Source organism: Spirillospora sp. NPDC052269 (assembly GCF_040679435.1).
In the GTDB taxonomy this organism is placed as follows: domain Bacteria; phylum Actinomycetota; class Actinomycetes; order Streptosporangiales; family Streptosporangiaceae; genus Spirillospora.
Genome location: NZ_JBFAUU010000007.1, coordinates 17,453 through 40,003 on the forward strand (window position 1 = coordinate 17,453; position 22,551 = coordinate 40,003).

The following is a 22,551-nucleotide window of genomic DNA, read 5'->3' on the forward strand; positions in this document are numbered from 1 at the left end:
AGCAGCAGGCCCGCACGCAGATGGAGCAGGCGCTGCAGCAAGAGCAGCAGGCCCGTTCCGGGATGGAGCAGGCCCGCCAGCAGGAGCAGCAGGCCCGTTCCGCGATGGAGCAGGCGCTCCAGCAGGAGCAGCAGTCGCGGGCGCAGGCCGAGCAGGCCCGGCAGCAGGAGCAGCAGGCCCGCACGCAGATGGAGCAGGCGCTGCAGCAAGAGCAGCAGGCCCGTTCCGGGATGGAGCAGGCCCGCCAGCAGGAGCAGCAGGCCCGCGCCGAGGCGCAGGCCGCGGCCGGGCGCGCCGAGGCCGCCGAGCGGCGCACCGCCGAGGCCGAGGCGACCGTCCGGCAGGCGATGACCCAGCGGGACCAGATGAGCGAGGCCCGCGACGACGCCCTGCGCGCCGTCGAGGACGCCGTCTCCGCCCGCCGCGCCGTCGAGTCCGAGCGCGACCGGATGGCCGAGCAGGCCGGCGAGCTGTCCCGGGCGCTGGAGGGCACGCGCGGCGAGCTCGCGCAGGCCCGCGCCAAGCTCGCCGACGCCGAGATGCAGGCGCAGAACCTGCAGCACGCCGTCGCCGCGGCCGCCAAGGAGTCCGAGGAGGCGCGGAACCTCGCGCAGACCGCCGAGACCCGGATGCGCGCCGCCGAGGCCCGTGCGAGCGAGGCCGAGCGCCGCACCCAGGAGTTCGAGGTCCGCGCGAAGGCCGCCGAGAGCCGCGCCGCCGAGAGCGAGCGGCGCACCCAGGAGGCCGCGCAGCGGACCGGCGAGGCCGACCGCCGCGGGCAGGCCGCCGAGAGCCGGATGAAGGCGGCCGAGTCCCGTGCCGCCGAGGCCGAGCGGCGGCTCGCCGACGTCGACCGGCGCGCCGTGGAGGCCGAGCGCCGCGCGGACGCCGCCGAGGCCGAGCGCAAGCAGGCCCTCGACACGGCCGCGCAGAGCCTGGAGGCGGCCAAGCAGGCCGAGCGGGAGCGGGACGGCGCCAACGCCGCCCTGGAGGCCGCCTCGCGGGACCGGGAGGGCGCCGTCCAGGCGCAGGCCCGCTCCGACTCCGAGCTGACCATCGCCCGCGGGCGGGCCGACACCGCCGTCCGCGAGCGCGACCAGGCGTCCGCGGGGATGCGGCAGATCGCCACCGAGCGGGACGCGATCGCCGAGAAGCTCGCCGAGCGCGACCAGTGGGTCGACCAGCTCGCCCAGGCCGTCACCGAGCAGCGCGCGCAGATCGCCGAGCTCACCCAGGAGCGGGACGCCGCCAAGCAGGCCTCCGAGCAGGCCCGCGGGCTCATCGACGAACTGACCCGCCAGCTCCGCACGATCATGCCGTCCGGAGCCCCGCCGCGCTGATCAGCGGGATTCCCCCGACGGCCCCGCCCTTCAGGCCCCCAGACGGCCTCAGGGCCCCACACGGCCCCCGGCACACGTCCGGGTCCCCACGGACCCGGACGGCGCGCGCCGGGGGCCGTCCGGGGTCCGTGGCCGCTCCGGAACGTCGCTGACCGGCGACGGATCGCTGGTGTCGGCGCCGGAAGGGGGAGTGAAAGGGGGCCGCAGGCCGCCCGGAACGCCCCGATGTGGGGAGGGACACGCCTGCCCGGGGCCGTCCCGGATGTCGCGCTGCCGACGAGTGATATTCTGGTGGCCCGTGGGCAGTGCGGTACCGATCTCCGGTTCATCCGCCTCGTACGCCTCGTATCGACCACGGGAGAGTCTTCTTGCCTTCGGCCACCACTGGTAGCTCGCGTCCTACCAAGCATCTTTTCGTCACCGGCGGTGTCGCCTCCAGCCTCGGCAAGGGACTGACGGCCTCAAGCCTGGGGCGACTCCTCGCGCTTCGCGGCCTGCGGGTCACCATGCAGAAGCTCGACCCCTACCTCAACGTCGACCCCGGAACGATGAACCCGTTCCAGCACGGTGAGGTCTTCGTCACCGACGACGGCGCCGAGACCGACCTCGACGTCGGCCACTATGAGCGCTTCCTCGACACCGAGCTGCACGGCTCGGCCAACGTCACCACCGGCCAGGTCTACTCCAACGTGATCGCCAAGGAGCGGCGCGGCGAGTACCTCGGCGACACCGTGCAGGTCATCCCGCACATCACCAACGAGATCAAGGACCGCATCCGCGGCATGGCCGACGGCCAGGAGGTCGATCTCGTCATCACCGAGGTCGGCGGCACGGTCGGCGACATCGAGTCGCTGCCGTTCCTGGAGTCCGTCCGGCAGATCCGGCACGAGATCGGCCGCGACAACTGCTTCTTCCTGCACGTCTCGCTGCTGCCCTACATCGGGCCGTCCGGTGAGCTGAAGACCAAGCCGACCCAGCACTCGGTCGCGGCCCTGCGCTCCATCGGCATCCAGCCGGACGCGATCGTCTGCCGGTCCGACCGGCCGATCACCGAGGGCCTCAAGCAGAAGATCAGCCTGATGTGCGACGTCGACCGCGAGGCCGTCGTGTCCGCCGTCGACGCCGCCAGCATCTACGACATCCCGAAGGTGCTGCACGCCGAGGGCCTGGACGCCTACGTCGTCCAGCGGCTCGGGCTGCCCTTCCGGGACGTCGACTGGGGCTCCTGGGACGAGCTGCTCCAGCACGTCCACCAGCCGTCCCGCGAGGTCACCATCGCGATGGTCGGCAAGTACATCGACCTGCCCGACGCGTACCTGTCGGTCACCGAGGCGCTGCGCCACGGCGGGTTCGGCAACGACGCCCGGGTGACGATCCGCTGGGTCAAGTCCGACGACTGCGAGACCCCCGAGGGCGCCAAGCGCGAGCTGGACGGCGTCGACGGCGTGCTGATCCCCGGCGGGTTCGGCGTTCGCGGCATCGAGGGCAAGCTCGGCGCGATCCGGCACGCCCGGGAGAACCGGATCCCGCTGCTCGGCATCTGCCTCGGCCTCCAGTGCATGGTCATCGAGGCCGCCCGGCACCTGGGCGGCCTTCCGGACGCGGGCAGCGCCGAGTTCGACCCGGCCACCGCGCACCCGGTCATCGCGACCATGGCCGACCAGCTGGACGTGGTGTCCGGCGAGCGCGACATGGGCGGCACGATGCGGCTCGGCCTCTACCCGGCCGACCTCGCCGAGGACTCGATCGTCCGCGAGCTGTACGGCGAGGCCAAGGCGTCCGAGCGTCACCGGCACCGCTACGAGGTGAACAACGCCTACCGCGACCGGATCGAGGAGACCGGGCTGCGCTTCTCCGGCCTGTCCCCGGACGGCCGCCTGGTCGAGTACGTCGAGCTGCCGCGCGAGACGCACCCGTTCTTCGTCGGCACCCAGGCGCACCCGGAGTTCCGGTCCCGCCCGACCCGGCCGCACCCGCTGTTCACCGGCCTGGTCGGCGCCGCGATCGAGTACGCCGACGCCCGCCGGTCGGGCTCCTCCGCGCCGTCCGCCGGGTGACCGGCCCCGAGACCGGCCCGGACGCCGGGCTGGTGACCGGGTTCGGCCCCGGGGACGTCCGGGACGTTCCGGAGCGCTGGCACACCGAGGACGCCGCCGAGGTCTTCACCGGGCACGTCTTCGGTGTCCGGCGGGACCGGGTCCGCATGCCGAAGGGCGAGGGCACCGAGCTCGTCGGCCGGGACGTCATCGTGCATCCCGGCTCGGTCGGCGTCATCGCCCTGGACGAGCGGGGCCGCGTCCTGCTGCTGCGCCAGTACCGGCACCCGGTCGGGTACTACCTGTGGGAGGCCCCGGCCGGGCTCCGCGACGTGGACGGCGAGCCCCTGCACGTGCTCGCCGCCCGCGAGCTGCTGGAGGAGGCCGGCTACGAGGCCGCCCGCTGGGACGTCCTGGTGGACCTGTTCCCGTCGTCCGGCATGTCGGACGAGCGGACCCGGATCTTCCTGGCCCGCGACCTCACCGAGGTCCCCGCCGAGGAGATCGACTTCGAGCGGGTGCACGAGGAGGCCGACATGCCGGTGGTGTGGGTGCCGCTGGACGAGGCCGTCGGCAAGGCCCTGAACGGCGGGCTGCACAACATGATCGCCGTCACCGGCGTGCTCGCCGCGCACGCGGCGAGCACGGGCGGCTTCGCCGGCCTGCGCCCGGTGGAGGCCCCCGAGGGCTGACCTCGCGGCGGCGGATCCCCAGGTCATCGCCGATTCGCCATCGTCAACGCCAACGTCGACGCCCCGCCGTCCATTCGGACGTGCGGGGCGTTGACGTACCCCGGCGGGCCCGGAGGGGGGCATGATGGGGCCCGGGGCGGACGTCACCCGCGACCGCCCGGCCCCCGAACGACCGTCCAGAACGAGGTCCGCACTGACTCCGAGCACGACCGGCCACGGCGCCGCGCACCCCGAGGTCGCGCACCCCGGGCGCCCCGCCCCGCATGCCGCCTCCGGGACGGCGCTGGAGTCGACCGTGCGCACCTACCTCGGCCACCTCGCCGTGGAACGGGGCCTGGCCGCCAACACCCTCAGCTCCTACCGCCGCGACCTGCGCCGCTACGTCGAGGTCCTCACCGCCCGCGGCCGGGACGCCATCGACCGGATCACCGAGGACGACGTTCGGGCCTTCCTCGTCGGGCTCCGCGAGGGCGACGAGGACCATCCGCCGCTCGCGGCCGGGTCGGCGGCCCGCGCGGTCGTCGCCGTCCGCGGCCTGCACCGCTTCGCCCTGCGCGAGGGCCTCACCGCGGACGACCCGGCGCGCGAGGTCCGCCCGCCCACCCCGCCTCGGCGGCTCCCGAAGGCGATCTCCCTGGACGACGTGGAACGGCTGCTCAACGCCGCGTCCGGTCCGGAGGGGGCCGGCGGCGCGTCCGCCGGGGACGCCTCGGCCGCCGCCCGCGCGCTCCGCGACCGCGCCCTGCTGGAGCTGCTGTACGGCTCGGGGGCCCGCATCTCCGAGGCCGTCGGCCTGGACGTGGACGACCTCGACCTCGACGAGGGCTACGCGCGGGTCTCCGGCAAGGGCGGCAAGACCCGCATCGTCCCGATCGGCGAGTACGCGCGCCGCGCCGTCGAGGCGTACCTCGTGCGCGCGCGTCCCGAACTGGCCCGGACCGGACGCGGCGGCCCCGCCCTCTTCCTGAACGCCCGGGGCGGACGGCTCTCCCGCCAGGGCGCGTGGATGGTGCTGCGCGCCGCCGCCGACCGCGCCCGGCTGACCGATGTGTCTCCGCACACACTCCGGCACTCGTTCGCCACCCACCTGCTGGACGGCGGGGCGGACGTGAGGGTCGTCCAGGAATTGCTCGGACACGCCTCCGTGACGACCACACAGGTCTACACTCTGGTCACGGTTCAACTGTTGCGCGAGGTCTACGCCACGTCACATCCGCGGGCACTCGGCTGACAAAACGCGACGCATCGACCGCGAGTCGAGTTGAGACGGCGGCGGCGGGGTTCTAGAGTCGCCGTTCTGGTAGGCATCTCCAGCCGCCGGGGAGGGATCTGGTGACCAGCACTGAGGCTGCGGACGGAATGTTGTCGTCCGCCACCATCGAGACCGATCCGAGTCGTGCCCTGGGGCCGACGCGGCGTCCCGTCCCGGTGTTCCCGGAACCCGAGCCCCTCCCGGAGCACGGACCCGCGCGGATCGTGTCGATCTGCAACCAGAAGGGCGGCGTCGGCAAGACGACGACCACCATCAACCTGGGCGCGGCGCTCGCCGAGTACGGCCGCCGCGTGCTGCTGGTCGACTTCGACCCCCAGGGGGCCCTGTCGGTCGGCCTCGGCAAGGGCGACCCGCGCCAGCTCGACGTGACCATCCACAACCTGCTGCTCGAGCGCGACACCGAGTGGGAGGACGTCGTCATCGAGACCGGCGTCGACGGGATGGACCTGCTGCCGTCCAACATCGACCTGTCCGGCGCCGAGGTGCAGCTGGTCCACGAGGTCGGCCGCGAGTACATCCTCGCGGGGGCGCTGAAGTCGGCGATCCCGGACTACGACTACATCCTCATCGACTGCCAGCCGTCCCTGGGCCTGCTCACGGTGAACGCGCTGGCCGCCAGCGAGGGCGTGCTGATCCCGCTGGAGTGCGAGTACTTCGCGATGCGCGGCGTCGCGCTGCTCATGGAGACCATCGACAAGGTCCAGCAGCGCATCAACCCGTCGCTCGAGATCGACGGCGTGCTCGGAACGATGTACGACTCACGCACCCTGCACACCCGCGAGGTGCTCGGCCGCATCGTCGAGGCGTTCGGCGACAAGGTCTTCCACACCGTGATCAACCGCACCGTCCGGTTCCCGGACGCCACGGTCGCGGGCGAGCCGATCACCTACTTCGACCCGTCCTCGATGGGCGCCAACGCCTACCGCAGCCTGGCCCGTGAGGTGCTGGAACGCTGGAAGACGGTGGCCTGAGCGGGCCGCCGCGTCCGTTAGCGTTCTCCCTGTGCAACCGCCCGTTCCACCGCCGACCCAGGCCGACGAGAAGGCCGACCCGATGGCCGACGCCTCTGACGAGGCCTCCGACGACGCCGTTCCCGGCGATCTCGCGGCCGAGCCGTCCGGCGCGGCGTCCGATGAGGCGGGCGGACCCCTCGGCGGCGCGTCCGGTGAGAAGGCGTCCGAGGAGGGGGACGGCAAGGGGTTCCGGGTCGAGCTGGAGAACTTCCAGGGCCCGTTCGACCTGCTGCTGGGGCTGATCTCCAAGCACAAGCTCGACATCACCGAGGTGTCGCTGCACAAGGTCACCGACGACTTCATCGCGCACATCCGGGCCCACGGCAAGGACTGGGACCTCGACCAGGCCAGCCACTTCCTGCTCGTCGCCGCGACCCTGCTCGACCTCAAGGCCGCCCGGCTGCTGCCGTCCGGCGAGGTGGACGACGAGGAGGACCTGGCCCTCCTGGAGGCCCGCGACCTGCTGTTCGCCCGGCTCCTCCAGTACCGCGCGTACAAGGAGGTCGGCAAGTTCCTCACCGAGCGGATGGCCGACGCGGCCCGCCGGTTCCCCCGGATCGTCCCGATGGAGCCGCGGTTCGCCAACCTGCTGCCGGAGGTGCTGATCGGGCTCGGCCCCGACCAGTTCGCCCGGCTGGCCGCCAAGGTGTTCACCCCGAAGGCCCCGCCGGGCGTGAACGTCGAGCACATGTACCAGCCGAAGGCGAGCGTCCGCGAGCAGGCCGAGGTGGTCATCGCCAAGCTCCGCGCGCTGGGGCAGGCCACCTTCGAGCAGCTCACCGACGACGCCGAGGGCACCTTCGAGGTCGTCGCCCGGTTCCTGGCCCTGCTGGAGCTGTACCGCGAGCGCGCCGTGACCTTCGAGCAGGAGGAGGCGCTCGGGGTCCTGCACGTCACCTGGACCGGTACCGACGAGGGGGAGATCAAGGTCGGCGACGACTACGAGGGCTCCCGCGAGCCGGCCGCCAAGCCGTCCGACGAGACCGAGGAAGACGACACCGATGACTGACCACCCCGAGGACGCGCCCGAGCCTCCCGAGACGCCGGAGACCCCTCCGGAGGTGCGTGGGGAGTCCCCTGAGGCTCCCGAGGAGCCCGAGGGGGCCTCCGAGGCGCCCGAGGGGGCTTCCCGGGCGTCCGTGGACGGGGAGCCCGCCGTGGGGGAGCCGGTGGAGGAGGGGCCGTCGCTGCGGGCCCAGGTCGAGGCGATCCTGCTGGTCGTGGACGAGCCCGTGGCCGAGATCACCCTCGCGCAGCTGCTGGAGCGGCCCGTCCCCGAGATCTCCGCTACGCTGCGTGAGCTGGCCGCGGAATACACCGAACAGGGCCGGGGGTTCGATCTACGGGACGTGGCGGGCGGCTGGCGCTTCTACACTCGAGACGTCTGCGCGCCGGTGGTGGAGAAGTTCGTCACCGACGGGCAGCAGGCCCGCCTGACCCAGGCGGCGCTGGAGACCCTGGCGGTGGTCGCCTACCGGCAGCCGGTCAGCCGCGCGCGGGTCTCGGCGGTGCGCGGGGTCAACAGCGACGGGGTGATGCGGACGCTGGCGCTGCGCGGCCTGATCGAGGAGGCCGGGCAGGACCCCGAGTCCCAGGCCGTCCTGTTCCGGACCACCGGGTACTTCCTGGAGAGGCTGGGGCTGCGCGGCCTGGAAGAGCTGCCCGAACTTGCCCCCTACCTACCCGATGACCTGCCAGAAGAGATAGTCGAGGAAGCGTGAGCGACAACGAGGGCGTACGCCTGCAGAAGGTCCTGGCCGAGGCCGGGATCGGCAGCCGACGCCACTGCGAGGAACTGATCGGCGAGGGCCGGGTCGAGGTCAACGGCCAGCGGGTGTTCCGGTTCGGAGAGCGGGTCGACCCCGAGCGCGACACGATCAAGGTGGACGGCCGCCGGGTGGAGACCCGGTCGGAGATGCGCTACTACATGATCAACAAGCCGCGCGGCGTGGTGTCCACGATGAAGGACGAGCGGGGCCGCAAGTCCCTGGCGTCCTACGTGGAGGTGCCCGAGCGGCTGTTCCACGTCGGACGGCTCGACACCGACACCGAGGGCCTGATCCTGCTCACCAACGACGGGGAGCTGGCGCACCGCCTGACCCACCCGAGCTTCGGCGTGAGCAAGACCTACCTGGCCGAGATCCACGGCCCGCTCCCGCGGGACCTGGGCCGCCGGCTGCGCAAGGGCGTGGACCTGGAGGACGGCTTCGCCAAGGCCGACCAGTTCCGGATCTTCGACCAGGTCGGCAGGCGGATCCTGGTGGAGATCACCCTGCACGAGGGCCGCAAGCACATCGTCCGGCGGCTGCTGAAGGAGGTCGGCTTCCCTGTGCAGCAGCTCGCTCGCGTAGAGTTCGGACCGCTCAAGCTCGGCCAGCTCAAGCCCGGTCACATGCGGGCGCTGACCGTCCGCGAGGTGGGCGAGCTGTACAAGGCCGTCGACCTGTAGGACGGGTCTCCGGGCCGGCGGGCACGGGCGGACATGATCGGCGAGGACGGGGGAGGAACCTGTGGCGGTGAGGGCGATCCGCGGCGCGACCCAGGTGGAGGCGGACGACCGGGACGAGATCCTGGCCGCGACCACCGAGCTGGTCTCGGCGGTGATGGAGCGCAACGCGCTCGGCACCGACGACGTGATCAGCGTGCTGTTCACCGCGACCCCCGACCTGACCGCGGAGTTCCCCGCGCTCGCGGCGCGCAACCTGGGCTTCCAGGAGGTGCCGCTGATGTGCGCGAGTGAGATCGCCGTCCCGCACGGGCTGCCCCGGGTGATCCGGCTGATGGCGCACGTCGAGACGGACCGTCCCCGCGCGCAGGTGCAGCACGTGTACCTGCGCGGGGCGGCGGCCCTGCGCATCGACATCGCCCAGTAGCCCGTTCGGCGGGACGCGCTCGGCGGAACACGGGGCGGCGCTGGTCGTCCGGTTGTCCGCCGCGGGCGGCTCGGACGTCCGGGCCGGGCGGAGTGGGACGATCCGGCGGCCCGGGGCCAGTAGGCTGGATCGGTGGCAGAGACCCCAGTCCCCGAGCGCCCCGGAACCGGCGAGCGCGGCCCCGGCCGCGTGATCGTCATCGGCACCGGCCTGATCGGCACGTCGATCGCGCTGGTCCTGCGCGGACGGGGCTCGGAGGTCCATCTGTCCGACCGGGACGCCTCCGCGCTGGACGTGGCCGTGCAGATCGGCGCGGGCGAGGCGCTGCCGGACGAGGGCCTCGACGGGCCCGCCGACCTGGCCGTGATCGCCGTTCCGCCCGCCGCCGTGGCCGTGACCCTGCTGGACGCGCAGAAGCGCAGGCTGGCGAAGGTCTACACCGACGTCGCGAGCGTGAAGGCGCTGCCGCTGGCGCAGGCCGCCGAGGTCGGCTGCGACCTGGCGTCCTACGTGCCGGGGCATCCGCTGGCCGGACGGGAGCGGTCCGGGCCGTCCGCGGCCCGCGACGACCTGTTCCTCGGCCGTCCGTGGGCGCTGTGCCCGGGCGACCGCACCTCTCCGGACGCCGTCGCGGCGGTGGAGGGGCTGGCGCGGCTCTGCGGGGCCAATCCGGTCACGGTCGAGGCCGAGCACCACGACCGGTCGGTCGCGCTGGTGTCGCACGCCCCGCACGTGGTGTCGGCGGCGGTCGCGGCCCGGCTGACCGGCGCGGACGACACCGCACTCGGCCTGGCCGGGCAGGGCGTCCGGGACGTCACCCGGATCGCCGCGTCCGACCCCCGGCTGTGGATCGGCATCCTGGCCGCCAACGCCGAGCCGGTCGCCGACGTCCTGGAGGGCGTCGCGACCGACCTCGCGGTGGCCGCCTCGCTGCTGCGCGACGGCAGCGAGGGCGCCGCGACGCACGTCGCCGACCTGCTGCTGCGCGGTAACGCCGGGCGGGCCCGGATCCCGGGCAAGCACGGCGGTGACCAGCGCAGCTATGCCACGGTCACCGTGGTCATCCCGGACCGTCCGGGCGAACTGGCGATGATCTTCCAGGCGGCGACGATCGCCGGGGTCAACGTCGAGGACGTCTCGATCGAGCACTCCCCGAGCCGTCCGCTCGGTGTGCTGGAGCTGGCGGTCCGGCCGGAGGAGGCCGCCAAGCTGGCCGACGAGCTGCGCGCGCGCGGCTGGTCGGTGCCCGGCTAGCAAGTACCCTGGAACGCTGGCCGCCGCAGGCACCCGCCTCGGCGCCCCCCGGCGTCGCCACCAGACGCCCCAGCACCGCACCAGACACCGAAAGGGAGCGATCGTGTCGCTCGTCATCGCCATGGACGGCCCGTCCGGGTCCGGCAAGTCCAGCGCCTCCAAGGGCGTGGCCCGCGCCCTCGGGCTGCGCTACCTCGACACCGGCGCGATGTACCGCGCCATGACGTGGTGGATGCTGGACCGCGGCGTGGACGTCGAGGACGGCGCGGCGGTCGCGGCCCGCGTGGGCGACGTGGCGCTGGTCTCCGGCACCGACCCGGACCGTCCGACCATCGAGGTGGACGGCACGGACGTGTCCGAGCCGATCCGCACCCGCGAGGTCACCAACGCGGTCAGTGCGGTGAGCCGGGTTCCGGAGGTGCGGGAGCGTCTGGTGGTGCTCCAGCGTGAGATCATCGGTGCCGGGGGCATCGTCGTGGAGGGCCGCGACATCGGCACGGTCGTCGCGCCGGACGCGCCGGTCAAGGTCTACCTGACCGCCAGCGAGGCGGCCCGGGCCGCCCGGCGCGCGAAGGACCTGGCGGCCGACCCGGGCGCCTCGGTGGAGGTCACGCAGGCCGAGCAGGCCCGGCGTGACCGGCTGGACTCAACGCGTAAGGCGTCCCCGCTGGCCAAGGCGGCGGACGCGCACGAGATCGACTCGACCGAGCTGAGCCTCGACGAGGTCATCGAGGCGGTCGTCCGCCTCGCCAAAGAGCAGTACTGAGCGGGCTCGGCAACGAGCGCACGAGCTAGCCGGGGGACGCCGGGAGGCGTACCCGTCCGGCGAGCGGGGACATGAACGTGACTGAAAGCGAATACGACTTCGACGCCTCCGACTTCGACGTCGCCGAGTTCGAGGAGGAGGCCCGGGACGAGGGCTTCTCCGAGGAGGGCGAGGGGCCCGCGCCGGTGGTGGCCGTGGTGGGCCGTCCGAACGTCGGCAAGTCCACCCTGGTCAACCGGATCATCGGCCGCCGCGAGGCGGTCGTGGAGGACGTGCCGGGCGTGACCCGCGACCGGGTCGCCTACGACGCGACCTGGTCCGGCCGCCGGTTCACCGTCGTGGACACCGGCGGCTGGCTCCCGGACGCGGCCGGCCTGGCCGCGGCGATCGCCGAGCAGGCCCGGATGGCGGTGGACCTCGCCGACGTGGTGATGTTCGTCGTGGACGCCACCGTCGGCGCGACCGACGTGGACGAGGCCGTGGTGGAGATCCTGCGCCGGTCCGGCAAGCCGGTGGTGCTGGTCGCCAACAAGGTCGACAACGTCGGCACCGAGTCGGACGCGGCGCTGCTGTGGAGCCTCGGCATCGGCGAGCCGCACCCGGTCAGCGCCGTGCACGGGCGCGGCTCCGGCGACCTGCTGGACGCCGTCCTTGAGGCACTGCCCGAGCAGGCCCCCAAGGAGAAGTTCGGCATGGAGGCGGGCGGGCCGCGCCGGGTGGCGCTGCTGGGCCGTCCGAACGTCGGCAAGTCCAGCCTGCTGAACCAGCTGGCCGGGGAGAAGCGGGTCGTCGTCGACTCGGTCGCGGGCACCACCCGCGACCCGATCGACGAGGAGATCGAGCTCGGCGGCAAGACCTGGCGGTTCATCGACACCGCCGGGATCCGCCGCCGCCACCGGGAGAACCAGGGCGCCGACTTCTACGCCACCCTGCGCACCCAGTCGGCGCTGGAGCGGGCCGAGGTCGCGGTCGTGATGATCGACGCGACCGAGCCGCTGGCCGAGCAGGACCTGCGGATCATCTCCATGGTGATCGAGTCCGGCCGGGCGCTGGTCATCGCCTACAACAAGTGGGACCTGCTGGACGAGGAGCGCCGCCACTATCTGGAGCGCGAGATCGACCGGCAGCTGCACAACGCCCGGTGGGCGCCGCGCGTGAACGTCTCGGCCCGCACCGGACGGCACATGGAGAAGCTCGTCCCGGCGATCGAGACGGCCCTGGCGGGCTGGGACTCGCGCGTCCCGACGGCCAAGCTGAACACGTTCTTCGCCGACCTGGTGTCGTCGCACCCGCACCCCCTCCGGGGCGGGAAGCAGCCGCGCGTGCTGTTCGCGACGCAGGCGGGCGTCCGGCAGCCCCGGTTCGTCCTGTTCACCTCCGGGTTCCTCGAGGAGGGCTACCGCCGGTACATCGAGCGGCGGCTGCGCGAGGAGTTCGGCTTCGAGGGCACCCCGATCGCGGTGACGATGAAGATCCGCGAGAAGCGCGGCAAGCGCAAGTAGCGGAGAGCCGCCGACCGCGCGCGAACGGCGGCGCGGACGAGCGTGACGTGGCCCGCCCGGGGCTTCCCCGGGCGGGCTTCGGCGTGTCAGGATGCCTGTGACGCCCTGGAGTAAGTTCTCCATTACTCGCGGACGTGGGGTCCGGTGGGGCGTGCCGCGGTCGTCGGGCGAGGAGTGTGACGTGACGTGAGGCTTCTGCTGCTGGTGCTCGTGGCCGCCGGGTTCGTGGCGGCCGGCTTCTACTGGCGGCAGCCCTGGATCGGCGCGGTCGGCCTGCTCGTCCTGTTCGCCGGCATGTTCACCGACCGCGACGACGTCGCGAACGACGACGAGAAGCGCAGCTTCGAGACCACCAAGTCCGTCCGCAACATGCGCTCCCGCGACCGCTGAGCTGGTGCTCCCGCGCTGGCCTAGAACCCGGACTCGTCGGGGGCCACGCGGCGGTCGTCCGGCTGGGGTTGGCGGGCGTAGCGGCCGTAGGTCGACGGCCTGAGCGGCTGGGTGACCGCCGTCTCGTCCTTGAAGGTGGACGCCCCGTCGGGCTGCTCGGCGGGCGTGTCACGGACGCCGACGACCGCGAACCGGCCGAGCGCCACCGCCGCGAGGAAGACGATCACGACCCCGAGCGCGGTGAATCCGCTGAGCTGCTCGGCCAGGTGCCGGCCCTTGGTCGTGCCGAGCGGATCGCCGATGCCGTCCACGTCCCACAGGACGGCGACCTGCGTCCCGACGGCGAACCAGGCCCCGCCGAGCGCCGCGAGCCAGCCGCCGGCCGAGGCGATCACCCGGTGCGTCCCGGCGAGCGCGACGAGCCCGCCGAGCGCGGTCGCCGCGCCCGGCGCGACGCACAGCTCCAGCCGGTCCGTGCCGTAGATCCAGGTCTCGTCCGGGTGGAAGCCGAAGTGCGCGTACGGCCCGATGAACGGCAGCAGCGCGCCCCACAGTCCGAGCAGCACGAGCAGAACCCCGCTGAACGCCCCCCGGCTTCTCGGCACCCGCATGGTCCCGGTCATCATCACGGCCTCCCGACCAGGTCGGACTGTCAAGTTTTAAATCGCCTTTACCCTCCATCTCGTCCTTCATGCGCCGTCGCCGCAGTGCCACCGTGGCCCTCCTCCGTCCAGAGGCGGAGCTTCTCGGGGTTGCGCACGGCCCAGATGCTGGTGATCCGGTCGCCCGCGATATCGAAGGCGTAGACGGTCACGACGACGCCGTCCCGCTGGGCGACGAGGCCGGGACGGCCGTTGACGGTGCGCTCCAGGAACGTCAGGCCGGCCACCTTGCCGATGAGGTCGACGAGACCCTGCGCGGTCTGCTCGGCGCCCTCGAACGGGCGGCGCACGGTCGGGACGAGGCCGCCGCTGTCGGCGGTCGCCGTGACGCGCGGGTCGAGGAGGCCGACGAGGGCGTCGATGTCCTTGGCCTCCCACGCCCGTTTGAAGTCCCGGACGATGACGGCCTGCCGGGCGGTCGGCGGCGCGGGCGCCCGCGAGGCGCGGAGGCGGCGGCGGGCCGATGTCGCCAGCTGGCGGCAGGCCACCGGTGTGCGTCCGACGATGCCGGCGACCTCGGTGAAGGGGTAGCTGAAGACGTCGTGCAGGACGAGGGCGACGCGTTCGGCCGGGGTCATCGACTCGAGCACGACCAGGAACGCCATGGTGACCGACTCGTCGAGGGTGACGCGGTCGGCCGGGTCGGCGGTGGCGCCGTCCGTCCGGCCGCCCGGCCACTCCGCGGGGCCCGGCAGGGGCTCGGGGATCCAGTCGCCGACGTAGTCCTCCCGCCGGGCCCGTGCCGAGTTGAGCACGTTGAGGCAGACGCGTCCGGCGACGGTGGTCAGCCAGGCGCCGGGGGACTCGATCTCCCGCCGCCGCTCCGGGGAGAGGGCGTACCAGCGGGCGTAGGTCTCCTGGACGGCGTCCTCGGCCTCGGCGAGGGACCCGAGGAGCCGGTAGGCGAGGTTGATCAACTGGCGCCGCTCGCTCATGATCGCGCTCAGGTCCGGCTCGGGCCGGCCGCCGTCCGGTCCGGATGGGGTGGTCATGGTGTCTGCTCCCTCGGTCGCGTCCGTCCTCACCGGTTCGACAAGACGACGTCCCCGAACGTGAGGTCGGCGCGGCGGCTCACACTTCGACGGCCTGGTTTGTCGGACGGGTGAGACAGCATCCGGTGCTCGGGAAGGAAGACCACACCATGTCCACGACGACGAACGAGACGGCGACCGAGACGGCGAACGAGACGGCGACCGGCAGGACGACCGAGGAGGACGGCGTCCAGTCGCGCCTGCCGAACCTTCTCCACTTCTTCCCCGAACTGGCGAAACTCTCCGGAGTCGCGCGCAAGGAGGTCTGGAACGGACCGGTTCCGCAGAGCACCATCAACGTGATGCTGCTCCGCGCCGCGCAGGTCGTCGGCAGCACCTACCACGCGATCTCGCTGACCGCCGGGCTCCGCAAGGCCGGGGAGAGCGAGAAGCGCATCACCGCCGTCGCGACCTGGAAGGACGCCCCCTACTTCACCGACGCCGAGCGGATCGCGCTGGAGCTCGTGGAGGCCGTCCTCACCCCGAACCCGTCCGGGGAGCGCGTCCCCGACGAGCTGTTCGCCAGGGCGCACGCGCTCTACGGCGACGAGGCGCTCTGGACGCTCACCATGGCGATCGGCCACTTCAGCATGTTCATCCCGGTCGCCCTCATCGCCAAGCCGGTCCCCGGCAGGGCCATCGGCAAGGGCTACACCAGCTGACGGCGGGCTCGGAGTGGGGACGGCACCTGGCCTGGACGACGTCCGTGCGTCCGGCCAGGGGCTCCGCCCTCGGGCCCGGGTTGACCCGGGGAAGTGTGAGTGGTTTATTACTCACATGTCGATGACGGGGGCGCGGCGGCTGTCGACCGCCGAGGAGCGGCGCGGGACCGTGCTGCGGACGGCGATCAAGGCGTTCGCGGCGCGGGGGTACTACGGGACGACGACGACCGAGGTCGCGAAGGCGGCCGGGATCTCGCAGTCCTACCTGTACCGGCTCTTCCCGGACAAGGAGGCGCTGTTCGTGGCGGTGGTGGACCACTGCTCGGACCGGATCCGCGAGTGTCACGCCGAAGGGGCCGCCCGGGCGGGCGGCACGGAGCCCGCCGTGGTGCTCGCCGCGATGGCGGGGGCCTACGCGCGGCTCATCGACGATCGCGACCTGCTGCTGGTGCTGCTGCACGCCGCGTGCGCGAGCGCCGAGCCGGCGATCCGGGAGGCGGTGCGCGTCTGCTACGCCAAGCAGGTGGAGTACGTGCGGGCGGCCTCCGGGGCGTCCGACGAGGAGATCCGGCGGTTCTTCGGCGACGGGCTGCTGTCGAACGTGCTGGCCGGCATCGACGCGGGTGAGGTGGACGCGCCCTGGGCGCGGACGCTGCTCGGCTGATCATTTCCTGCGACCAGGGCCGCTTCGGCGGCCTTCTTTTTGGGCTCAAGTGTGAGTGGTCAATCACTCTATCTTTGGAGGGAACCCCCATGTCCCGATCACGGACCGGACCGATCCTGGCGCTGCTGGCGTTCGCCCAGTTCATCAGCGCGATCGACTTCAACATCGTTTACGTGGCCCTGCCCGGGATCGGCCGCGAGCTGGGCTTCTCGGCGCAGTCGCAGCAGTGGGTCGTCAGCGCCTACGCCGTCGCGTTCGGCGGGTTCCTGCTGCTGGGCGGACGGGCCGCCGACCGGCTCGGACGGCGCCGGATGTTCGCCCTCGCGCTGGCCCTCTACGGGATCGCGTCGCTGGTGGGCGGCCTGGCGTCCACGCCGGGCCTGCTGGTCGCGGCGCGGGCGGTCCAGGGGCTGGGCGGGGCGCTGCTGCTGCCCGCCACGCTCTCGCTGATCACCACCACGTTCGAGGAAGGGCCCGCGCGGGGGAGGGCCCTGGCGATCTGGGGCGGCGCGGGAGGCGTCGGCCTGGCGCTCGGTTCGCTGCTCGGCGGCGTCCTGACGAGCGGTCTGGGGTGGGAGTCGGTGTTCTTCGTCAACGTCCCGCTGGCGCTGGGTGCGGCGGTCGCGGCGTTCGTCCTGATTCCGGTAGACCGGCGGACGGTCGGACGCGGCGGGTTCGACCTGCCGGGCGCGCTGACCTCGACGCTCGGGTCGACGCTTCTGGTGTTCGCGCTGGTCCAGGGGCCGGAGGCGGGCTGGGCCTCGGCCGGGACCGTCGGTTCGCTGGTGGTGGCCGCGGCGCTGATCGGGCTGTTCGTCGTGATCGAGGCCCGGGCGGACGAGCCGCTGATGCCGCTGCGGCTGCTGACCAACCGCAGCCTCACCGCCGCCATGGTGATCACGTTCGTCTTCATGGGCGCGTTCGGCGCGCAGTACTACATCCTGACCGTCTACCTGCAGGACCTTCGCGGTTTCGGCGCGATGGCGACCGGGCTGGCCTTCCTGCCCGGCGGGCTCGTCGGGCTCGTGGGGACCCGGCTGAGCGCGTGGCTGCTCGTCCGCGCCGGTACCCGGACGACCCTGCTGACCGGCCTTGTCCTCGGCTCGGCGGGCATGGTCGCGTTCGGGCTGGCCGTCTCGCCGCACGGCACATACGCGGCGCTGCTGCCCGGCATCGTGCTGATCAGCCTCGGCCAGGGCGTCGCCTGGACCGCCATGTTCGTCGCGGCGTCGACGGGTGTCGCGCCGGAGCGGCAGGGCATCGCGTCCGCGATGGCGTCCACCACGCAGCAGATCGGCAGCGCGGTGGGCCTGGCGGCGCTGGTCGCCGTCATCAACGACGGGCCGGGCGGCGCCGCCACGGTCGGCGGCCTGCGCATGGCCGGGTGGCTCGCCGCCGCGCTCACGCTGGTCGGAGCGGCGGTCGCGCTCACCCTGCGCGGTCCTCGCGCGGCGGACGCCTCCGTCGCGGCCGAGGCGGAGCGGCACGAGGAGCGCGTCTAGGCGACCGTCCGGGCGCTTCCGTCCGGGTTGTCCGGGTCGATGTGCCAGGAGATGATCCGGGTCGGGTGGACGCGGATCAGGTCGTCGCTGAAGAAGCCCTTCCCGATGTGCATCTCGCCCTTGACCAGCTCCGCGCGGCCGCGGATCTCGACGCCGCGGCCCCAGCCGGGGCGGACGGCGTCGGGGTCGTCCGGGGAGGTCATGTCGTCCACGAGGAACGACACCTCCGGGTGGTCCTTGGCGTTCCGGTACTTGCGGCTGGCGGCGTTGTTCGGGCCGCCGATGTCGATCGTGCCGTCCTTGTTCAGCCGGAACCCGACGGGACGCGTGTTCGGCGTCCCGTCGGGGGCGACGGTCGAGAACCGGCCGAGGCGCTGCGTCGCGAGGTAGGCGCGCTCGACCTCGGTGAACGGCGACGTGGCGGATGTGCTCGATGTGGTCGTCATGCTTCCGACGCTAGAACCTCAACGTGTCTTGAGGTCAACCCCGTCCCGGGGGCCGGCGAGCGCGCGGCGGACGAACGCGCCCATGTCGGCGATCGCCGCGCGGGACTCCGGCAGCAGCGGGCCGAACATCTGGAACACGTGGATCTGCCGGTGCCAGACCTGGAGGGTCGTCGGGACGCCCGCCCGGACGAGCCGTCGGGCCATGGTCTCGGAGTCGGTGTACAGGAGCTCGGTCGAGCCCGCCGTCAGCAGGACGGGCGGCAGCCCGGTCAGGTCGGCGCGGATCGGCGAGACCGCCGGGTCGGTGAGGTCGAGGTGGGGGAGGAAGTCCGCCACCAGGCGCTCCAGCAGCGGGCCCGGCGCGGACGGATCGAGCCGCGTGTTCGCGTGGGCGAGCTTGGCGCCGAGGTCCATGTCGAGCATCGGGGAGAGGGCGACCAGCGCGGCGGGCAGGGGGAGTCCCTCGTCGCGGGCGCGCAGGGCCGTCGCGAAGGTCAGGTGTCCGCCCGCCGAGTCGCCCATGATCACGATGTCCGAGGCGTCGCGGTCCTCGAGCAGGCTCCGGTAGGCGGTCAGGCAGTCCTCGACCTCCTCCTCGAACCGGACGGCCGGGATCATGCGGTAGTCGACCGACAGCGCCGGGACCCCGGCGGCCGCGCTGAACCGGGACACCATCCGGCGGTGCGTGTTCAGGCCGCAGCAGATCCACCCGCCGCCGTGCAGGTAGAGGATCGCCTTGCCGCGGTCGCGTCCGATGCCGGGACCGTGCGTCCACTCGGCGCGGAAGCCGTCGAACCGGACCGGCTCGACCCGCGTCCCGCGCGGCGGACGGGCCCGTCCGGCGAGCCTGTCGAGCGCGGCGGCCCGACGCAGGGCCTTCCCGGCGAGCGGACGCCCGGCGGCCTTCGCCAGCCGGGGACGCACCAGGCCGCGCACGCCCGCCGCGACGGCCCGCGACCGCAGGCTCGCCGTCCCGCGCCTGTCGATCACCAGCGTGGTGGGTTCCGCACGCGTCACGTCCACTCCCTCGCTCCCTGCGCCGTTTCCGAACGCGATTCTGATCGTCCCACCCGGCCGGCGGACGGAACAAGCGGTCGCTTCGATGCCCGAGGGGTTCGTGTCGGCATCGCAGACGCGAGAGCCTGCCCCTTGTTCACCTCGCACCTTCTTGGTGATACTCCGGATGTGGGTCGCAGATGCGAGGGTTTAGGGTGTTCCGCGTGACGAACTTCCGGATCAGCGAGGCCGCGTCCCTGCTCGGGGTCAGCGCCGACACCGTGCGCCGGTGGGTGGACGGAGGGCGGCTGCCCGCCGTCCGGGACGAGCACGGGCACCGCATCGTTCCCGGGGCCGAGCTGGCCGCCTTCGTCCGCGGGCAGGCCCGGGAACCGGGGGAGAGCTTCTCCTCCGCGCGGAACCGGATGCGCGGCATCGTCACCGACGTGGTGCTCGACACGGTGATGGCCAAGGTCGAGATCCAGGCCGGGCCGTTCCGGATCGTGTCGCTGATGAGCCGCGAGGCCGCCGAGGAACTGGGCCTGGAGGTGGGCGTGGTCGCCGAGGCCGTCGTGAAGTCCACCACCGTGGTCGTCGAGCGGCCCGACGGGGGCTGACCCCGGCCCGACGGGGGTTGCCCCCGGCCCGAGAACCCCTCCGCGAACCCCTCGCCGAAACCCCCTGGGAGTCCCTGTGCTGAGACGCGTATCCGTGGCCGCGCTGGCGGCGTTGCCCCTGGTGGCCCTCGCCGCGGCCTGCGGCGACACCAAGGACGGCTCGTCCGGCGGGTCGCCCGGCCGGACGCTGACCGTGTTCGCCGCCGCCTCACTCACCGAGACGTTCACGCGGCTCGGGAAGGACTTCGAGGGGACGCATCCCGGGCTGAGGGTCCGGTTCAACTTCGGCGGCAGCTCGACGCTCGCCCAGCAGATCACGCAGGGCGCGCCCGCCGACGTGTTCGCGGCCGCCAGCGGCACGACGATGAAGACCGTCTCGGACGCGGGCGACGCGGCCGGGCAGCCGACCGTGTTCGCCAGGAACCGCCTGGTCATCGCCGTTCCCAAGGGCGATCCGGGCAAGGTCCGCGCGCTCGCCGACCTGGCCGCGCCGAAGCTGAAGGTCGTGCTGTGCGCCGAGCAGGTGCCGTGCGGGGCCGCCGCGAAGCAGGCGCTCGCCGCCGCGAACCTCACGGTCAAGCCGGTCTCGCAGGAGCAGGACGTCAAGGCCGTCCTGACCAAGGTCCGGCTCGGTGAGGCGGACGCCGGGCTCGTCTACCGCACGGACGCCAAGTCCGCCGCCGGGCAGGTCGAGGGGATCGAGTTCCCCGAGGCGGCCGAGGCGGTCAACTCCTATCCGATCGCGGCGCTGGCGAAGGCCCCGCAGTCCGCGACGGCCAGGGAGTTCGTCCAGTTCGTCCTGTCGCCGCAGGGGAAGGCGGCGCTGAGCGAGGCGGGGTTCGAGTCGCCGTGACCGTTCTGCGCGGGCGGCGGACGCGGCAGAGGGACGCGGTGGACCGGACGGCGGGACGTCCGCCGCTCGTGCTGATGCTGCCCGCGCTGGTCGGCCTGGTGTTCCTGGTGCTGCCGCTGGTCGGGCTGCTCGCCCGGGCGCCCTGGGGGACGCTCGGGACCCGGCTCGCCCAGCCGCAGGTGCTGGAGGCGCTGCGGTTGTCGCTGGTCAGTGCCACGATCGCGACCGGACTGTGCCTGCTGTTCGGGGTGCCGCTGGCGTGGCTGCTGGCGCGGGTGCCGTTCCCCGGCGTCCGGCTGGTGCGGGCGCTGGTGACCGTCCCGCTGGTGCTGCCGCCGGTCGTCGGCGGCGTCGCGCTGCTGCTGGTGCTCGGCCGGCGCGGGTTGGTGGGGGAGTGGCTCGACCGCGGGTTCGGGATCACCCTGCCGTTCACCACGTCCGGGGTGGTGCTCGCCGAGACGTTCGTGGCGATGCCGTTCCTGGTGATCAGCGTGGAGGGCGCCCTGCGCGCCGCCGACGCCCGCTTCGAGGAGGCCGCGGCCACGCTCGGCGCCGGGCGCTGGACGGTCTTCCGCCGCGTCACGCTGCCGATGGCCGCGCCCGGCGTCCTGGCGGGCGCGGTGCTGTGCTGGTCCCGCGCGCTCGGCGAGTTCGGCGCGACGATCACGTTCGCGGGCAACTTCCCCGGACGCACCCAGACCATGCCGCTGGCCGTCTACCTCGCCCTGGAGACCGATCCGCAGGCCGCGATCGTGCTCAGCCTGGTGCTCCTGGTGGTGTCGGTGGCCGTCCTCGTCGGCCTCCGCGACCGCTGGACGGGCGCCGCATGACCGCCTCCACCGACCGCCGCCTGACGGACGGCCCAGGGCCCGACGGCCAAGGGCTGGACGCCCGGCTCGTCGTCCGCCGTTCCCGGTTCGATCTCGATCTCGTCCTGCGGGCCGCGCCGGGCGAGGTCGTGGCGCTGCTCGGCCCGAACGGCGCGGGCAAGAGCACCGCCCTGCGGGCCCTCGCCGGGCTCACCCCGCTCGCGGACGGCCACGTCCGCGTGGACGGGCGCGACCTCACCAGCCTGCCGCCGGACAAGCGCGGTGTCGGCATGGTCTTCCAGGAGTACCTGCTCTTCCCGCACATGTCCGCCCTGGAGAACGTGGCCTTCGGGCCGCGCGCGCAGGGGACGGGCAAGCGCGAGGCACGCCGCAGGGCCGCCGAGTGGCTAGAGCACGTCGGGCTCGCGGAGCAGGTTTCGGCCCGTCCGCGCGCCCTCTCCGGAGGACAGGCGCAGCGGGTCGCGCTGGCGCGGGCACTGGCCGTCCGGCCTGGGCTTCTGCTGCTGGACGAGCCGCTCTCCGCCCTCGACGCCCACACGCGGCTCGAGGTGCGGGCGGCGCTGCGCCGCCACCTCGCCGGGTTCGCGGGCGCGGCCGTGATGGTGACCCATGATCCGCTGGACGCGCTGACCCTCGCCGACCGCCTCGTCGTGATCGAGGACGGACGGCTCGTCCAGGAGGGCGCCCCCGCCGAGGTCGCCCGGCACCCCCGCACCCCCTACGTGGCGCGGCTCGTCGGGCTGAACCTCTTCCGGGGCCGCGCGGACGGGGGATCCGTCGCCCTCGCGGACGGGAGCCTGAAGATCGACGCCGTCACCTCACCCGAGGGTGATGTATTTCTCGCTTTCGAGCCATCCGCCGTCGCGCTGTACCGGTCCCGCCCCGACGGGAGCCCCCGGAACCTCTGGAAGGCCCGTGTCGCCGCAGTTGAGAGCCGTGGAGACCGTTTCCGGATCCGCCTGGACGCCGCGGGCCCGGACGGGCCGGGGTCCAGATCGGACGAATTCGGACAGAACGGTCCACAGGTGTCGGCGGACGTGACGGCCGCCGCCGTGGCCGATCTGGGTCTCACCGAGGGCAGCCCGGTCTGGGCCTCCGTTAAGGCCACGGAAGTGCGGGTATACCCCGCTTGAGCGGGTGCGTCAGCGG

General features: G+C 73.2%; 23 protein-coding genes and 1 pseudogene. 20 read left to right on the forward strand and 4 right to left on the reverse strand.

Features of this window, described 5'->3' with window-relative positions; genetic code table 11:
- The 13 genes and pseudogenes from AB0L06_RS16200 to AB0L06_RS16260 all read left to right on the forward strand — a co-directional run.
- Positions 1–1,340 (forward strand): annotated as a pseudogene (locus tag AB0L06_RS16200) (hypothetical protein); the annotation flags it as partial.
- 368 nt (positions 1,341–1,708) lie between these two features.
- The gene (pyrG, locus tag AB0L06_RS16205; RefSeq protein ID WP_500231793.1) at positions 1,709–3,397 is read left to right on the forward strand and encodes a CTP synthase; all 1,689 of its coding nucleotides are present in this window, start codon (positions 1,709–1,711) and stop codon (positions 3,395–3,397) included.
- A complete protein-coding gene (locus tag AB0L06_RS16210) occupies positions 3,394–4,068 on the forward strand; it encodes an NUDIX domain-containing protein (protein ID WP_500231794.1) in 675 nt (224 codons plus the stop codon). Before pyrG ends, AB0L06_RS16210 begins: the two co-directional genes overlap by 4 nt.
- Before the next feature lie 121 nt (positions 4,069–4,189).
- Positions 4,190–5,299 carry a site-specific tyrosine recombinase XerD gene (locus AB0L06_RS16215; RefSeq protein WP_500231795.1) on the forward strand — a complete coding sequence of 370 codons (1,110 nt, stop codon included), beginning with the start codon at positions 4,190–4,192 and terminating at the stop codon, positions 5,297–5,299.
- Between the two features lie 128 nt (positions 5,300–5,427).
- Entirely contained in the window at positions 5,428–6,312 is an 885-nt protein-coding gene (locus tag AB0L06_RS16220; RefSeq protein ID WP_500232188.1) for a ParA family protein, read from the forward strand.
- Positions 6,313–6,343: 31 nt separating this feature from the next.
- A complete protein-coding gene (locus tag AB0L06_RS16225) occupies positions 6,344–7,363 on the forward strand; it encodes a segregation and condensation protein A (RefSeq protein ID WP_500231796.1) in 1,020 nt (339 codons plus the stop codon).
- Complete coding sequence (gene scpB, locus AB0L06_RS16230) at positions 7,356–8,075, forward strand: SMC-Scp complex subunit ScpB (protein WP_500231797.1); 720 nt, start codon at positions 7,356–7,358, stop codon at positions 8,073–8,075. The genes AB0L06_RS16225 and scpB overlap by 8 nt, the downstream gene beginning before the upstream one ends.
- The gene (locus AB0L06_RS16235; protein ID WP_500231798.1) at positions 8,072–8,803 is read left to right on the forward strand and encodes a pseudouridine synthase; all 732 of its coding nucleotides are present in this window, start codon (positions 8,072–8,074) and stop codon (positions 8,801–8,803) included. Before scpB ends, AB0L06_RS16235 begins: the two co-directional genes overlap by 4 nt.
- A gap of 61 nt (positions 8,804–8,864) precedes the next feature.
- Positions 8,865–9,227: a chorismate mutase gene (gene aroH, locus AB0L06_RS16240; protein ID WP_500231799.1), complete on the forward strand. Its 363-nt coding sequence runs from the start codon at positions 8,865–8,867 to the stop codon at positions 9,225–9,227.
- Between the two features lie 132 nt (positions 9,228–9,359).
- Positions 9,360–10,481: a prephenate dehydrogenase gene (locus AB0L06_RS16245; RefSeq protein WP_500231800.1), complete on the forward strand. Its 1,122-nt coding sequence runs from the start codon at positions 9,360–9,362 to the stop codon at positions 10,479–10,481.
- Between the two features lie 103 nt (positions 10,482–10,584).
- Positions 10,585–11,247, forward strand: a complete 663-nt coding sequence (cmk, locus tag AB0L06_RS16250) for a (d)CMP kinase (RefSeq protein WP_500231801.1) — start codon at positions 10,585–10,587, stop codon at positions 11,245–11,247.
- A 77-nt stretch (positions 11,248–11,324) separates the two neighbouring features.
- Positions 11,325–12,749: a ribosome biogenesis GTPase Der gene (gene der / locus AB0L06_RS16255; protein WP_500231802.1), complete on the forward strand. Its 1,425-nt coding sequence runs from the start codon at positions 11,325–11,327 to the stop codon at positions 12,747–12,749.
- Positions 12,750–12,935: 186 nt separating this feature from the next.
- Positions 12,936–13,139 carry a hypothetical protein gene (locus tag AB0L06_RS16260; RefSeq protein WP_500231803.1) on the forward strand — a complete coding sequence of 68 codons (204 nt, stop codon included), beginning with the start codon at positions 12,936–12,938 and terminating at the stop codon, positions 13,137–13,139.
- A gap of 20 nt (positions 13,140–13,159) precedes the next feature.
- On the opposite strand, the gene AB0L06_RS16265 is transcribed toward AB0L06_RS16260, so the two are convergent.
- Together AB0L06_RS16265 and sigJ are read right to left on the reverse strand one after the other, a co-directional pair.
- The gene (locus AB0L06_RS16265; protein ID WP_500231804.1) at positions 13,160–13,765 is read right to left on the reverse strand and encodes a hypothetical protein; all 606 of its coding nucleotides are present in this window, start codon (positions 13,763–13,765) and stop codon (positions 13,160–13,162) included.
- Positions 13,766–13,809: 44 nt separating this feature from the next.
- Positions 13,810–14,793: an RNA polymerase sigma factor SigJ gene (sigJ, locus tag AB0L06_RS16270; RefSeq protein ID WP_500231805.1), complete on the reverse strand. Its 984-nt coding sequence runs from the start codon at positions 14,791–14,793 to the stop codon at positions 13,810–13,812.
- A 149-nt stretch (positions 14,794–14,942) separates the two neighbouring features.
- Between sigJ and AB0L06_RS16275 the strand changes: the two genes are divergently transcribed.
- The 3 genes from AB0L06_RS16275 (at position 14,943) to AB0L06_RS16285 (ending at position 17,660) form a co-directional block, all read left to right on the forward strand.
- Positions 14,943–15,494 carry a carboxymuconolactone decarboxylase family protein gene (locus AB0L06_RS16275; protein ID WP_500231806.1) on the forward strand — a complete coding sequence of 184 codons (552 nt, stop codon included), beginning with the start codon at positions 14,943–14,945 and terminating at the stop codon, positions 15,492–15,494.
- A gap of 115 nt (positions 15,495–15,609) precedes the next feature.
- Positions 15,610–16,158 carry a TetR/AcrR family transcriptional regulator gene (locus tag AB0L06_RS16280; RefSeq protein ID WP_500231807.1) on the forward strand — a complete coding sequence of 183 codons (549 nt, stop codon included), beginning with the start codon at positions 15,610–15,612 and terminating at the stop codon, positions 16,156–16,158.
- Between the two features lie 89 nt (positions 16,159–16,247).
- Positions 16,248–17,660 (forward strand): MFS transporter, encoded by a 1,413-nt coding sequence (locus AB0L06_RS16285; protein ID WP_500231808.1) that lies wholly within the window; start codon positions 16,248–16,250, stop codon positions 17,658–17,660.
- Here AB0L06_RS16285 and AB0L06_RS16290 read toward each other — a convergent pair.
- A complete protein-coding gene (locus tag AB0L06_RS16290) occupies positions 17,657–18,106 on the reverse strand; it encodes a PPOX class F420-dependent oxidoreductase (RefSeq protein WP_500231809.1) in 450 nt (149 codons plus the stop codon). The genes AB0L06_RS16285 and AB0L06_RS16290 overlap by 4 nt on opposite strands.
- 18 nt (positions 18,107–18,124) lie before the next feature.
- Complete coding sequence (locus AB0L06_RS16295) at positions 18,125–19,123, reverse strand: alpha/beta hydrolase (RefSeq protein WP_500231810.1); 999 nt, start codon at positions 19,121–19,123, stop codon at positions 18,125–18,127.
- Between the two features lie 203 nt (positions 19,124–19,326).
- Here AB0L06_RS16295 and AB0L06_RS16300 point away from each other — a divergent pair, with 203 nt between their 5' ends.
- From AB0L06_RS16300 to AB0L06_RS16315, 4 genes are all read left to right on the forward strand, one after another.
- Positions 19,327–19,719 carry a helix-turn-helix domain-containing protein gene (locus tag AB0L06_RS16300; protein WP_500231811.1) on the forward strand — a complete coding sequence of 131 codons (393 nt, stop codon included), beginning with the start codon at positions 19,327–19,329 and terminating at the stop codon, positions 19,717–19,719.
- A gap of 76 nt (positions 19,720–19,795) precedes the next feature.
- Complete coding sequence (gene modA, locus AB0L06_RS16305; RefSeq protein WP_500231812.1) at positions 19,796–20,572, forward strand: molybdate ABC transporter substrate-binding protein; 777 nt, start codon at positions 19,796–19,798, stop codon at positions 20,570–20,572.
- A 74-nt stretch (positions 20,573–20,646) separates the two neighbouring features.
- Positions 20,647–21,402 (forward strand): ABC transporter permease, encoded by a 756-nt coding sequence (locus tag AB0L06_RS16310; RefSeq protein WP_500232189.1) that lies wholly within the window; start codon positions 20,647–20,649, stop codon positions 21,400–21,402.
- Positions 21,399–22,535: an ABC transporter ATP-binding protein gene (locus tag AB0L06_RS16315; protein ID WP_500231813.1), complete on the forward strand. Its 1,137-nt coding sequence runs from the start codon at positions 21,399–21,401 to the stop codon at positions 22,533–22,535. The genes AB0L06_RS16310 and AB0L06_RS16315 overlap by 4 nt, the downstream gene beginning before the upstream one ends.
- Positions 22,536–22,551 lie beyond the last annotated feature (16 nt).